The organism is Streptomyces durmitorensis, from assembly GCF_023498005.1.
In the GTDB taxonomy this organism is placed as follows: Bacteria; Actinomycetota; Actinomycetes; order Streptomycetales; family Streptomycetaceae; genus Streptomyces; species Streptomyces durmitorensis.
On record NZ_CP097289.1, the window covers coordinates 7,619,032 to 7,632,402 of the forward strand.

Annotated in this window: 12 protein-coding genes; 8 read left to right on the forward strand and 4 right to left on the reverse strand. The window is 71.4% G+C overall.

Going from position 1 to position 13,371, the window contains the following annotated elements; translation table 11 throughout:
• Positions 1-76 precede the first annotated feature (76 nt).
• From pheS to M4V62_RS34070, 5 genes are all read left to right on the forward strand, one after another.
• Positions 77-1,234: a phenylalanine--tRNA ligase subunit alpha gene (pheS, locus tag M4V62_RS34050; RefSeq protein ID WP_249591029.1), complete on the forward strand. Its 1,158-nt coding sequence runs from the start codon at positions 77-79 to the stop codon at positions 1,232-1,234.
• Complete coding sequence (gene pheT / locus M4V62_RS34055; protein ID WP_249591030.1) at positions 1,234-3,744, forward strand: phenylalanine--tRNA ligase subunit beta; 2,511 nt, start codon at positions 1,234-1,236, stop codon at positions 3,742-3,744. Before pheS ends, pheT begins: the two co-directional genes overlap by 1 nt.
• Before the next feature lie 213 nt (positions 3,745-3,957).
• The gene (locus M4V62_RS34060; RefSeq protein WP_425574954.1) at positions 3,958-5,103 is read left to right on the forward strand and encodes a PP2C family protein-serine/threonine phosphatase; all 1,146 of its coding nucleotides are present in this window, start codon (positions 3,958-3,960) and stop codon (positions 5,101-5,103) included.
• 269 nt (positions 5,104-5,372) lie between these two features.
• A complete protein-coding gene (locus M4V62_RS34065; RefSeq protein WP_249591032.1) occupies positions 5,373-6,722 on the forward strand; it encodes an NsdA family TPR-like regulatory protein in 1,350 nt (449 codons plus the stop codon).
• A gap of 124 nt (positions 6,723-6,846) precedes the next feature.
• The gene (locus tag M4V62_RS34070; RefSeq protein WP_249591033.1) at positions 6,847-7,389 is read left to right on the forward strand and encodes an NUDIX hydrolase; all 543 of its coding nucleotides are present in this window, start codon (positions 6,847-6,849) and stop codon (positions 7,387-7,389) included.
• Here the strand turns inward: M4V62_RS34070 and M4V62_RS34075 are convergent.
• Both M4V62_RS34075 and M4V62_RS34080 read right to left on the reverse strand, forming a co-directional pair.
• Positions 7,386-7,643: a hypothetical protein gene (locus M4V62_RS34075; RefSeq protein ID WP_249591034.1), complete on the reverse strand. Its 258-nt coding sequence runs from the start codon at positions 7,641-7,643 to the stop codon at positions 7,386-7,388. The two genes, M4V62_RS34070 and M4V62_RS34075, sit on opposite strands and share 4 nt — an antisense overlap.
• 197 nt (positions 7,644-7,840) lie before the next feature.
• Positions 7,841-8,701, reverse strand: a complete 861-nt coding sequence (locus M4V62_RS34080) for a 3-hydroxybutyryl-CoA dehydrogenase (RefSeq protein WP_249591035.1) — start codon at positions 8,699-8,701, stop codon at positions 7,841-7,843.
• A 179-nt stretch (positions 8,702-8,880) separates the two neighbouring features.
• Between M4V62_RS34080 and M4V62_RS34085 the strand changes: the two genes are divergently transcribed.
• Positions 8,881-10,113: a glycoside hydrolase family 10-like protein gene (locus M4V62_RS34085; protein ID WP_249591036.1), complete on the forward strand. Its 1,233-nt coding sequence runs from the start codon at positions 8,881-8,883 to the stop codon at positions 10,111-10,113.
• A gap of 19 nt (positions 10,114-10,132) precedes the next feature.
• Here the strand turns inward: M4V62_RS34085 and M4V62_RS34090 are convergent, their stop codons facing one another.
• Both M4V62_RS34090 and M4V62_RS34095 read right to left on the reverse strand, forming a co-directional pair.
• On the reverse strand, positions 10,133-10,327 hold the full coding sequence (locus M4V62_RS34090) for a DUF1918 domain-containing protein (protein WP_249591037.1): 195 nt from the start codon (positions 10,325-10,327) through the stop codon (positions 10,133-10,135).
• Between the two features lie 91 nt (positions 10,328-10,418).
• Entirely contained in the window at positions 10,419-11,363 is a 945-nt protein-coding gene (locus M4V62_RS34095) for a DMT family transporter (RefSeq protein ID WP_249591038.1), read from the reverse strand.
• Here M4V62_RS34095 and M4V62_RS34100 point away from each other — a divergent pair.
• Both M4V62_RS34100 and M4V62_RS34105 read left to right on the forward strand, forming a co-directional pair.
• Positions 11,362-12,807 carry an aminotransferase-like domain-containing protein gene (locus tag M4V62_RS34100; RefSeq protein ID WP_249591039.1) on the forward strand — a complete coding sequence of 482 codons (1,446 nt, stop codon included), beginning with the start codon at positions 11,362-11,364 and terminating at the stop codon, positions 12,805-12,807. The two genes, M4V62_RS34095 and M4V62_RS34100, sit on opposite strands and share 2 nt — an antisense overlap.
• Before the next feature lie 117 nt (positions 12,808-12,924).
• The gene (locus tag M4V62_RS34105) at positions 12,925-13,365 is read left to right on the forward strand and encodes a GNAT family N-acetyltransferase (RefSeq protein WP_249591040.1); all 441 of its coding nucleotides are present in this window, start codon (positions 12,925-12,927) and stop codon (positions 13,363-13,365) included.
• The last annotated feature ends 6 nt before the right edge of the window (positions 13,366-13,371 follow it).

Sequence of the window (13,371 nt, forward strand, 5' to 3'; positions counted from 1 at the left end):
CGTCCCCCTATGTGGACGATTCGTCTCCGAGTCGTAGACGGGGACCATCACCAGCCAACCGGAAGCACGGGAAGAGATGTCGGCACCGAACAAGTCGTACGACCCTGTTGAGGTCGAGGCACTGAAACCTGAAGAGATCGAGCGCATGCGGGACGAGGCGCTCGCCGCCTTCGCCGCCGCCGGCGACCTCGAACAGCTCCAGGAGGCCAAGGTCGCGCACACCGGCGGCACCTCGCCGCTGGCCCTCGCCAACCGCGAGATCGGCGCGCTGCCCCCGCAGGCCAAGGCCGAGGCCGGCAAGCGCGTCGGCATGGCGCGCGGCGCCGTGAGCAAGGCGCTCGCCGCCCGGCAGAGCGAGCTCGAGGCCGAGCGCGACGCCCGGGTGCTCGTCGAGGAGGCAGTGGACGTCACGCTGCCGTACGACCGCGTCCCGGCCGGTGCCCGGCACCCGCTGACCACGTTCATGGAGCGCGTCGCGGACGTCTTCGTCGCCATGGGCTACGAGATCGCGGAGGGCCCCGAGGTCGAGGCGGAGTGGTTCAACTTCGACGCCCTGAACTTCACCCCGGACCACCCGGCCCGGCAGATGCAGGACACGTTCTTCGTCCAGGGCCCCAAGGGCACCGAGGGTGGGGGCACCTCCCAGGCTTCCGGCTCTGGGGGAGAGTCCGGTGTCGTGCTGCGCACGCACACCTCTCCCGTGCAGGCCCGCGCGATGCTCGACCGCGAGCCGCCCGTCTACATCGTCTGTCCAGGGCGTGTGTACCGCACGGACGAGCTGGACGCGACGCACACCCCGGTCTTCCACCAGATCGAGCTGCTCGCCGTGGACGAGGGCCTGACCATGGCCGACCTCAAGGGCACCCTGGACCACATGGTCCAGTCGCTCTTCGGTGCGGACATGAAGACGCGCCTGCGTCCGAACTACTTCCCGTTCACCGAGCCGTCCGCCGAGATGGACATGGTCTGCTACGTCTGCCGTGGCGAGTCCGTGGGTAACCCCGACCGCCCCTGCCGCACCTGCGGCAGCGAGGGCTGGATCGAGCTCGGCGGCTGCGGCATGGTCAACCCGAAGGTGCTCACCGCCTGCGGCGTCGACCCCCAGAAGTACAGCGGATTCGCCTTCGGGTTCGGCATCGAACGGATGCTGATGTTCCGCCACAACGTCGAAGACATGCGAGACATGGTCGAGGGTGACGTCCGGTTCACCCGGCCCTTCGGGATGGAGATCTGATGCGGGTCCCGCTTTCCTGGCTGCGGGAGTACGTCGATCTCCCCGCCACCGAGACCGGCCGTGACGTGCAGGCCAAGCTCATCGAGGTCGGCCTCGAGGTCGAGACCGTCGAGCAGGTCGGCGCCGGTCTCACCGGCCCCCTGGTCGTCGGCAAGGTCCTCACCATCGAGGAACTGACGGAGTTCAAGAAGCCCATCCGCTTCTGCACCGTCGACGTCGGCTCCGCCAACGGCACGGGCGAGCCGCAGGAGATCGTCTGCGGCGCACGGAACTTCGCGGTCGGCGACAAGGTCGTCGTCGTGCTGCCCGGCGCCGTCCTGCCCGGCGACTTCAAGATCGCCGCGCGCAAGACGTACGGCAAGGCCTCGCACGGCATGATCTGCTCCGGCGACGAGCTGGGCATGGGCGACGACGGAAGCGGCGGCATCATCGTCCTGCCGCCCGAGCACGAGGTCGGCACCGACGCCATCAAGCTGCTCGAGCTGGTCGACGAGGTCCTTGACATCGCCGTCACGCCCGACCGCGGGTACGCCCTGTCGATGCGCGGCGTCGCCCGCGAGGCCGCCATCGCGTACGGCCTGCCGCTGCGCGACCCGGCGCTCCTGGACGTGCCCGCGCCGAACGCCTCCGGCTACCCGGTCAAGATCTCCGACCCGATGGGCTGCGACCGCTTCACCGCGCGCACGGTCACGGGTCTGCGGCCCGAGACCCGTTCGCCGATCTGGCTGCAGCGCCGCCTCCAGAAGGCGGGCATGCGCCCGATCTCGCTCGCCGTCGACATCACGAACTACGTGATGCTGGAGCTCGGCCAGCCGCTGCACGCCTACGACCGCTCCCGTATCGAGGGCACGATCGGTGTGCGCCGTGCCGAGCAGGGCGAGAAGTTCACGACGCTCGACGGCGCCAAGCGCGTCCTCGACGCCGAGGACCTGGTGATCACGGACGACCGCGGCCCCATCGGCCTCGCGGGCGTCATGGGCGGCGCCAACACCGAGATCGCCGACCACGAAGAGGCGGCCGGCACCACGGACGTCGTCATCGAGGCCGCGCACTTCGACGCGATCTCCATCGCCCGCACGGCCCGTCGCCACAAGCTGCCCTCCGAGGCGGCCAAGCGCTTCGAGCGCGGCGTCGACCCGCAGGCCGCGTCCGCCGCCGCGCAGCGCACGGTGGATCTCCTCGTCCTGCTCGCGGGAGGCACCGCCGAGTCCGGGGTCACCGAGGTCATCGCGCCCTCCGCGCCCCACACGATCAGCATGCCCGCCGATCACCCGGACAAGGTCGCCGGTGTGGAGTACGGCCGCGAGACCGTCGTCCGCCGCCTCCAGGAAGTCGGCTGCGACGTCTACGGCCAGGACGCCCTGACGGTCACCGTGCCGTCCTGGCGTCCCGACCTCGCCGAGCCGAACGACCTCGCCGAAGAGGTCATCCGGCTCGAGGGGTACGAGAACCTCCCCTCCACGCTGCCCAAGCCTCCCGCGGGCCGCGGGCTCACGGACCGGCAGCGGCTGCACCGCCGCATCGGCCGCGCCCTCGCCGGGAGCGGATTCGTCGAGGCACCGAACTACCCCTTCATCGGTGAGCAGGTCTTCGACCAGCTGGGCCTGGAGCCCGGCGACCCCAAGCGCCGGGTCGTGAAGCTGGTCAACCCGCTCTCCGACGAGGAGCCCGCTCTTCGTACGACGCTGCTTCCCGGCCTGCTCGGCGCGCTGCGCCGCAACGAAGGCCGCGGCAGCCACGACCTGGCGCTCTTCGAGACGGGTCTGGTCTTCAAGCCGCGTGAAGAGGCGCGCATCGCGGTGCGGCTGCCCGTCGACCGCCGTCCCACGGACGAGGAGATCGCCTCCCTGACCGAGGCGCTCCCCGTCCAGCCCCGGCACGCCGCCGTCGTCCTCGCGGGCGCCCGCGAGCAGGCCGGCTGGTGGGGCAAGGGCCGTCCGTCCGAGTGGGCCGACGCGATCCAGGCCGCGCGCACCCTGGCCGCCGAGTCCGGCACCGAACTGCTCGTGCGCCAGGGCCAGTACGGCCCGTGGCACCCGGGCCGGTGCGCCGAGCTCGCCGTGGTGATCGACGGCGCGGAGCAGGTCATCGGGTACGCGGGCGAGCTGCACCCGCGCGTCGTCAAGGCGCTCGGTCTGCCCGCGCGCACCTGCGCGATGGAGCTCGACCTGGACGCCCTGGAGGACGCCAGCGCCGGTGTCCCGCAGGGGCCGAAGATCTCCACCTTCCCGGTGGCCACGCAGGACGTCGCGCTCGTCGTCGACGGGGACGTCCCCGCCGCCGATGTCGAGAAGGTCCTTCGCGAGGGCGCGGGTGAACTCCTGGAGTCCATCCGGCTCTTCGACGTCTTCACCGGCGAGCAGATCGGCGCGGGCAAGAAGTCCCTGGCGTACGCGCTGCGCTTCCGCGCGGCCGACCGCACGCTGACCGTCGACGAGGCCTCCGCGGCCCGTGACGCGGCCGTCGCCCTGGCGGCCGAGCGGACCGGCGCGGTGCTGCGCGGAGCGTAGTCACCGCCAGTAGTCGCTGCCAGGCGCACAAGAGGCGCATAGAAGGGCGTATCCGGACCTCCGGGTACGCCCTTCACTCGTTTGAGTGACTAGTAAGCCCTCTCTGGCCCGATCGGCCCAGGCGGTAGACAGAATCAGTCCGGCCGCAGGGGCCGTGATCTGTACGGACCGCGCGGCCTGCTCGCTGAACAGGGCCTTAGGGGGGCCGTCGGCATGATCCGTATCAGGGCTGGAGCTCCCCGCCGGGAGCTCCTCCGGGCGAGGGGCCGGACGAAGCTCCGGACCAGGCTCCGGGCAAGGGCCGGGGCGAAGGCGTTCCGTGTGGATCCGCCGCGGATCCGGCGCGTCCTCTCGCTCGGCCTTCCCGCGGCGTGGGGCGCGGCAGCCGTCACGTACAAACTCGTCTGCCCGCTCGCCCAGCAGAACGGCCTTGAAGCGCGGATCGTCACCAGCGCGGTCTTCTTCGCCGTCGGCACGGGTCTGATATTGCATGTGCACGGCACGCTGCTGCGGGAGCTGCGCCAGCTCCGCGAAGTCGCGGGCGTCGCACAGAACGCACTGCTCCGCCCGCTGCCGCCGCGCGTCGAGGGCCTCACGGTCGCGGCCGGGCGGCTCTCCGCGTCACGCGGCGCCTCCGTCGGCGGTGATCTGTACGAGGTGGCGGCCACCGACCACGGCGTCCGCGTCGTCATGGGCGATGTGCGCGGGCACGGCCTGGCCGCCATCAGCACGGCCGCCGCCGTGCTCGGCAGCTTCCGCGAGGCCGCGTACGAAGAGCCGGAACTGCCGCATGTGCTCCGGAAGTTGGAGCGCGCCCTGGGACGTCATCTGCGGGAGCGTTCGCGCGCCGAGCATCCGGCGAGCGGCGGCGTGCCTGCCGACAGTCCGCCGGCCGAGGAGTTCGTCACCGTACTCCTGATGGAGATCGGCCCGGACGGCGAGATGACCGCGCTCAACTGCGGCCACCCCTGGCCGCACCGCCTGAGCGGGCACGCCGAACCGGTCGCCGGCGGGGAACCGCTGCCGCCGCTCGGCCCCTTCCCGCTCCCCGCGGAACTGTCCGTGCTGCACTGCGGATCACTCCTTCCGGGGGAGGCGCTCGTGCTGCACACGGACGGCATGGAGGACGCGCGGGACGCGGCCGGACGGTTCTTCCCGCTCCGGGCGGCGCTCACCGAAGCGGTGCGGGTCCCGCCCGTCGCGCCCCAGACAGTGATCCGCGCGGTGTACGCCCAACTCCTGCGCCACACCGGGCGGTTGCCCACCGACGACGCGGCGCTGCTCGTCCTGCGCAACGACCGCCGGAGGGTGCCCCAGCAGCAGGGGGAGACGGTGCGCCGGGAAAGCACCATGACGTGACGCACCGTCAACCTCCACCGGCCATGCGCCGCCCGTTCCCGCCTTGGAGTTGTCGGGCAGACAGCGGGGCGGGCGGCGCCGGTGAGGGCCGCCGCACTTTTCGAGGGGGAGCCGGCGGCCCGGCCGGCCTCCTTTGTGAGGAATCTCAGTCAATCGGGACAGGAGTGGCCACGGCAGAGCGCACACCCCCCGGATTCGGGCGTTCCGTTCACACCCCGTGTGAAGTCACCTCTACTACGCTGGCGACACCGAGTCACCGGAGGGCCTCCATGCAGCCCAATACCCTGCTCGACGCGATCCTCGACGAGGCGGGAATCTCCCACGCGGGCCTGGCTGCCCACGTGAATCAGGCAGGGAAGAGGCGCGGCCTCGCCCTGCGCTACGAACACACCGCCGTCTCCCGGTGGTTGAAGGGCCAGCGCCCGCGGGGCCAGGTGCCCGACCTGATCTGCGAGGTCCTCGCGGGGCGGCTCCAGCGCACCGTGACCCTGGACGACATCGGCCTCGGAGTGCCGGGCCTGCCGGTCGCGGGAGCGGGTTCCGCGGCCTCGACGCTGTCCGGCTTCGTGGAGAGGGCCACCGCGCTCTGGCGCTCCGACGAACAGCAGCGCCCGCACCTTCTCGGCGCCCCCGCGGTCACGGGGACGCCCGCGGTGATGCCGGTCTGGGAGTGGGAGAACCCGCCCGAGGACGTGGACGTCTCGCGCGGCGGCAGGCACCAGGTCAGCACGGCCGACATCGACATGATGCGCGCGGCCCGCGCCCACTACGAGCAGATGTACCGCAAGACCGGCGGCATCGCGACCCGCACCCGCATCGTCGGCTTCCTCAACGCCGAGGCCGCGCCCCTGCTGCGCGGCAGCTACACGGACGAGACGGGGCGTCAACTGCACAGATCCACCGGCGGGTTGGTGGCCATCGCGGGCATCTGCGCCTACGACTCGGACGCGCACGGCCTGGCCCAGCGCTATTTCCACCAGGCTCTTCGCCTGGCAAAGGCCAGCGGCGACCGGGGACTTGGCGCCTACGTCATCGCGCTCCTGGTCAATCAGTCCCTGTTCATGCGCGAGTACCGCCAGGCGGTGGCCTTCGCGGAGGCCGCGCTGCGCGCCGCGGGGCGCGATCTCACCCCGGCCCTCGCCTCCGATCTCTACGCCATGCAGGCCAAGTCGTACGCGCACCTGGGCGACGGCAGCAGCGCGCTGTCCTGCATCCGGCGTGCGGAGGCCGCAGCGGACCGCATCCGGCGTGGGCGTGAGCCGGACGAGACCGGCTATGTCCAGCCCGGACTCGTCAACGTGCAAGTGGCGGAGGCGCTGCTCAGCCTCGGCGACCTCACGGGAGCGTACGAGCATGCGGCGGCGGCGGTGGACACGCCGGCACACGACCGGGGCCGGGTGCATCGGCTCGCCATGCTCAGCCAGATCGAACTGCGCCAGGGAAACACCGACGAGGCCGTGGCCACGGCGGTGGAAATGGCAGAACAGGCACGGGGGATGGAGTCCCAACGGCTGCGCGACCGGCTGCGGGCCGTGCGGGAACATCTGGTGCGCAGCGACTGCGCGGGCACGGCCGAGGCGGCCGAACTCATCGCCGGGGCGCTGCGCGTGCCCCTGTGATGCGCACCGCGCGTACGCCTGCGACGACTCACGGCGAGCGCTGAACTCCGGCGTCTTCCACACGCTGCTCTGAACACCCTCCTGCTGCGATATTGCCATCTACTCGGCGGAAGGTGGCAGAACCGTGCAGTGGACGAAACAAAGCGAACAAACTGTGTATGGAAACCGATGGTTCACGGTCAATCTGGCAGATGTCGAATTGCCCGACGGCCGGCACCTGGACCACTTCCTGATACGGCTGCGGCCCGTCGCCGTGGCCACCGTCGTCAATGAGGCCAACGAGGTGCTGCTGCTGTGGCGGCACCGATTCATCACCGACAGCTGGGGCTGGGAACTGGCGGCGGGTGTCGTCGAGGACGGTGAGGACCTCGCGTACGCGGCCGCAAGGGAAATGGAGGAAGAGACCGGCTGGCGGCCGGGCCCGTTACGACACCTGATGAGTGTCGAGCCGTCCAATGGGCTCACCGACGCCAAGCACCACATCTACTGGTCGGATGAGTGCACCTACATCGGTCATCCCGAGGACGACTTCGAGTCCGACCGCCGTGAATGGGTCCCTCTCAAACTCGTCCCTGACATGGTGGCCCGCGGTGAAGTACCGGCCGCCAACATGGCGGCCGCGCTACTCCTCCTGCACCACCTGCGTCTGGGCCAGGACGCGCACTAACGGCCGATGGCCTGCCAGACTGCCACGGCGAGCGCACCAACCGCCGTCAGGGCGAGAAGGGCGGGCAGCGGCCAACGTGTGTGCTCCAGTGCCGTGATCCTCACAGTCAGTTCATCCTGGTTCTTGACGCTCTGTTCGTCATGTTGGGTGAGCAACGCCAGCTGTCCGTCGACGCGGGCGAGGCCCACGTCCAAGCTGCGGCGTAACTCGGCGAGTTCCTCGGGGACCACGCGAAGTTCGGGGTCGGCGGTCACAAGTCCGTTCCTTTCTGTAGCTGTCAACCCCCCTGATGCGCACGGAAAGTAAACTCGCCCGGCGGCCGGGGCGGGAGAGTGTGCGAAGGGCATATGCGAGCCCAGGGCGCACACGGTGTGTGAACGCCGCGGGCCCGGCACTCGATGGAGTGCCGGGCCCGCGTGCGGTGCGAAGTTCAGATGCCAGTGTGAGCCGGTCAGGCGTACGGGTAGAAGCCCGAGCCGGACTTGCGGCCGAGCCTCCCTGCGTCCACCATCCGCTGGAGCAGCGGGGGAGCGGCGTACAGCGGCTCCTTGTACTCGGCGTACATGCTGTCCGCCACCGAGGCGACGGTGTCGAGGCCGATCAGGTCGGCGAGCTTGAGCGGGCCCATCGGGTGGGCGCAGCCGAGCTCCATGCCGTTGTCGATGTCCTCGCGGCTCGCGATGCCCGACTCGAACATCCGGATCGCGGAGAGCAGGTACGGGATGAGCAGTGCGTTGACCACGAAGCCCGAGCGGTCCTGGGCGCGGATCGCGTGCTTGCCGAGCACCTTCTCGACCATCGACTGCGCGCGGCTGATGGTCCCCTCGGACGTCGTCAGCGCGGGGATCAGCTCGACGAGCTGCTGCACCGGGGCCGGGTTGAAGAAGTGGATGCCGATGACCGCGTCGGGGCGGGAGGTGGCGACGGCCAGCTTCACCAGCGGGATGGACGAGGTGTTGGAGGCGAGGATCGCGTCTTGCCGGGTCACCACCTGGTCGAGCACCTGGAAGATCTCGGTCTTGACCGCCTCGTTCTCGACGACCGCCTCGATCACGAGGTCGCGGTCGGAGAACTCCCCGAGGTCGGTCGTGAAGCTCAGACGGGCGAGCGTCTCGTCGCGCTCCTCCTCCGAGATCTTGCCGCGTTCGGCGGCCTTGGAGAGGGAGTTGTAGAGCCGGGTACGGCCGATCTCCAGGGCCTCGCCGGTGGTCTCCGCGACCTTCACATCGAGTCCGGAGCGGGCGCAGACCTCCGCGATCCCGGCGCCCATCTGGCCACAGCCCACTACTCCGACGCGTGCGATGTCGGGCATAGAGTCGGTCACCTCGTGCCTTTCGCTGATCAACGGGAGGGCAGCCCTCCGTACGGTTGCGGTGTCTGCCCCAGCGGTGAACGTTACTCCGGAACCTCCGGTGCATGACGTGCCGGGTCGGGCATGCTGTCCCCTACAAGCAGCGGTTCCGGCGGATATACAGGCCAGGGGGCGAGCGGATGAGGCGTATGTCACGCCGAGGTTTCACGATTGCGGCAGCCGCGATGGTGGCGGGGCTCACAGCCGCGGGGGACGCGGCGGCCGTGCCCGAGCGGGCCCCTTCACGGCGTGAGCTGCGGGGCATGTGGCTGGCGACCGTCGCCAACCGCGACTGGCCGTCGAAGCCCGGCCTCGCACCGGCGGAGCAGCGCGCCGAACTGATCGGCCATCTCGACACGGCCGTACGGCGCCGGCTGAACGCCGTGGTGTTCCAAGTGCGCCCCACCGCCGACGCGTTGTGGCCTTCGCCGTACGAGCCGTGGGCGGAGTGCCTCACCGGCGTGCAGGGCAAGCACCCCGGCTGGGACCCGCTGGGCACCGCCGTGGCCGAGGCGCACCGCAGGGGTCTTGAGCTGCACGCCTGGTTCAACCCGTTCCGTATCGCCAACCACACGGACCCCTCGCGCCTGGTCCCGACGCACCCCGCGCGGCTGCACCCCGACTGGGTCGTGCCCTACGGCGGGAAGCTCTACTACAACCCGGGCCTGCCCGAGGTGCGGCGCTTCGTCCAGGACGCGATGCTCGACGCCGTGCGGCACTACGCCGTGGACGCCGTGCACTGGGACGACTACTTCTACCCGTATCCGGTCGCAGGGCAGGTCTTCGACGACGACGACGCCTTCGCGCGCTACGGCGGCGGCTTCCCGGACCGCGCCGCCTGGCGGCGCGACAACATCGACCGCCTGGTGCGCGACATGGGGACGCGGATCAAGAAGGTCCGCAAGCACGTGCAGTTCGGGATCAGCCCCTTCGGGGTCTGGCGCAACGCCTCGACCGATCCGCTCGGTTCGGACACCCAGGCCGGCGTGCAGACCTACGACAACCTGCACGCCGACACGCGCGGCTGGGTCAAGAAGGGCTGGCTCGACTACATCTGCCCGCAGCTCTACTGGAACATCGGCTTCGCCGTCGCCGACTACGGCAAGCTGCTGCCCTGGTGGGCCGACGTCGTCAAGGACACGGGCGTGCGGCTGTACGTGGGGGAGGCCCTCTACAAGGCGGGCGATCCCGCACAGCCCGCGGCCTGGCAGGACCCCGCCGAGCTGTCCCGCCATCTCACGTACGCCAAGGAGTTCCCGCAGGCGCGCGGGCATGTCTACTTCTCGGCGAAGGAAGTGGGCGTGGACAAGATCGGCGCGATGGCCCGGGTGGTCGCCGACCACTATCAGCAGCGGGCCAGGCCACCACGCTGATCCGGTTCCCGGCCGGGAGCTACTGAGCCGGGTCCTGGTGCCGTACGACGGTGTCGGGGCCCGGCGACATGACCGTCTCGTGGCCGTCCTCGAGGCGCACGCGGTACGGCGGTCCGCCGTCCGCGCCGAGCACCTCGACGACCTCCGCGATCCGGTCGTGCTGCCCGACGACCCTGCCGTGGACCACCAGCTTGTCGCCTACGGTTGCACGCATCTGGAGCGACCTCCTCGTCCCACCCTGCGGTTGCGATCCGTGGCGGCAAGTCTACGTCGGGTGGCCGGAGCTGGGGCCTTGCCGTCGGCGGCTAGCCGCGCGCCCGTTGGGTGACCGCGATGCACACGAGGACGGCTGCGGCGGTCAGGGGCGCGGCGGGCGTGAGGTGCTCGCCGAGCAGGAACACCGACCAGACCAGGGTGAGCAGCGGCTGGGCGAGCTGGAGCTGGCTCGCCTTGGGGACGCCGATCGCCGCCATGCCGCGGTACCAGACGACCAGGCCGAGGAACTGCGAGCCGACGGCGGAGTAGAGCAGCCCGGTGGCGCTGTGCCCGGTGAGCTGGAAGGGCTCGGACTGGAGCGCGACGGCCGCACCCGCCACGGCGAGCGGCAGGCACAGGACGAGCGCCCAGCCGATGACCTGCCAGCCCGGCATCTCACGGGCGAGGCGACCGCCCTCGGTGTACCCGGCCGCGCAGATGAGGAGCGAGGCGAAGAGGTACAGGTCGGCCGTCGACAGGGCGCCGCCGCTCTGCTGGACGGTGAATGCGATCACCGCGGCCGCGCCGGTGAGGGCGGCGGCCCAGAACATCCGCGAGGGCCGCGCCCCGGTGCGCAGCGCCGAGAACACGGCGGTCGTCAGCGGGAGCAGTCCGACGACCACGGCCGCGTGGGCCGTGGTGGAGGTCTGCAGGGCCAGCGTGGTGAGCAGCGGGAAGCCGATGACGACTCCGGCGGCGACGACCGCGAGCCCCGCCCAGTGGCGGCGGGCGGGCAGCGGGACGCGCAGGGCGAGCAGGGCGCCGCCCGCGATGACCGCGCTCAGGACGCAGCGCAGGGCCACGAACGACCAGGGGCCGATGCCTTCGAGGCCCCAGGCGGTGGAGGGGAAGGTGAGCGAGAAGGCGGTGACGCCGAGTGCGGCCATGACGGTGCCGCTGCGGCGGGAGCTGTTCTGCGGGGCCGTGGCGGTGGTACCCGTGGCGGTGGTGACCGCTATCCGACTCCGGCGAGTAGCGCTATCCTGTGCTGTCATGCAAGAGAGTAGCAGTGTGGCTGAGTTGGCAAAGCAGTTGCGGAATGAGCTGGACCGCTACTCACCTGGTGGAAAGCTGCCGTCGAGTCGGGCACTGGTCGACCGGTTCAGGGTGAGCCCGGTGACCGTGTCGCGGGCCCTGGGGCAGCTGGCCGCCGAGGGCCTTGTCGTCACGCGGCCCGGCGCCGGAGTCTTCCGCGCCGAGCCGCAGGCCGCCGCCGCGCCGGCCGGGGACACCTCGTGGCAGGAGGTGGCGCTGAGCGCGGACGCGGCCACGGAACTGGTGCCGCGCGCGGTGGACGCCTCCGGGGTCCTGGTCACGCTCGCGGCGCCGCCGCCCGGCATCATCGAGTTCAACGGCGGCTATCTGCACCCCTCGCTGCAGCCCGAGCGCGCGATGGCGGCGGCCCTCGCGCGGGCGGGGCGGCGGCCAGGCGCGTGGGGGAGGCCGCCGGTCGACGGGCTCCCCGAGCTGCGGGAGTGGTTCGCGCGGGGCATCGGCGGCTCGATCACGGCCGCCGAGGTGCTGATCACCGCGGGCGGCCAGAGCGCGCTCACCACGGCCCTGCGTGCCCTTGCCCCGCCGGGAGCGCCGGTCCTCGTCGAGTCGCCGACATATCCCGGCATGCTGGCCATCGCCCGCGCGGCGGGGCTGCGGCCGGTCCCGGTGCCGGTCGACGTGGACGGCGTACGGCCCCAACTGCTCGCGGCGGCGTTCAAGGCCACCGGGGCGCGGGTGTTCGTCTGCCAGCCGCTGTTCCAGAACCCGACGGGTGCCGTGCTCTCCGCGGAGCGCCGCCCGGAGGTGCTGCGCATCGCGCGTGAGGCCGGGGCCTTCGTCATCGAGGACGACTTCGTGCGCCGTCTCGTCCACGAGGACGCGGGCCCGCTGCCCAGACCGCTGCAGTCCGACGACCCCGACGGCGTCGTCGTGCACGTCTGCTCGCTCACCAAGGCCACGTCGCCGAGCTTCCGGGTGAGCGCGCTGGCCGCGCGCGGACCGGTCCTGGAACGGCTGCGCGCGATCCAGGTCGTCGACCACTTCTTCGTGCCAAGACCCCTCCAGGAGGCGGCGCTCGAACTGGTCGGATCCCCGGCCTGGCCACGCCATCTGCGGCGTGTGGCAGGCGAGTTGAAGGACCGCAGGGACGCGATGGCGGCGGCCCTGCGCCTGGAGCTCCCCGACCTCGCCCTGCCGCACATCCCCGCGGGCGGCTACCTCCTGTGGCTGCGCCTGCCCGACGGCACGAACGAGGCGGACGTGGTGGGCGCGGCGCTGCGTGCGGGCGTCGCGGTGGCCCCCGGCCGCCCGTACTTCGCGGCCGAGCCCTCGGCGGCGTACCTGCGGTTGAGCTTCGCCGCGGTCGCGGGCGTGGGGGAGATCGGCGAGGGCGTGCGCAGGCTTCGGGGGGCGTGCGACGAAGTGTGGGGGGCGTCGCCGTGAGGCGGGGAAGGTGCCGGGTGCGAGACCTCCACCGGCGCGCCCGCCCCGCCCGGCGTCCGTGTCCCACCAGGCGAAATCCGCTCGACGCTCCTGCGGGCGCCTGCGACCCTTGCGGCCATGACCGACGCACCTCACCCGCTGCCCGCCGGGTACGAGATCTCCACCGACGCCGCCCGCCTCGACGCCGCCCGTATCCACCAGTGGCTCTCCACCGACGCGTACTGGGCGATGGGCAGGACCCGCGAGAAGCAGGACCGGGCGATCGCCGGATCGCTCAACTTCGGGGTGTACGACTCCGCGTCCGGCGAGCAGGTCGCGTACGCACGCGTGGTGACGGACCAGGCGACCTTCGCCTGGCTCTGTGACGTGTACGTGGACCGCTCCGTGCGCGGAAAGGGCTTCGGGAGCGCGCTGGTCGCGGCCATCCGGGACCACCTGGAGCCGTGCGGTCTGCGCCGGATCCTGCTGGCTACGGCCGATGCGCACGGGGTGTACGAGAAGGTCGGATTCAGCGCACTCGAAGACCCGGCGAAGTGGATGGCGCTCGGCCTGCAGTGAGCGATT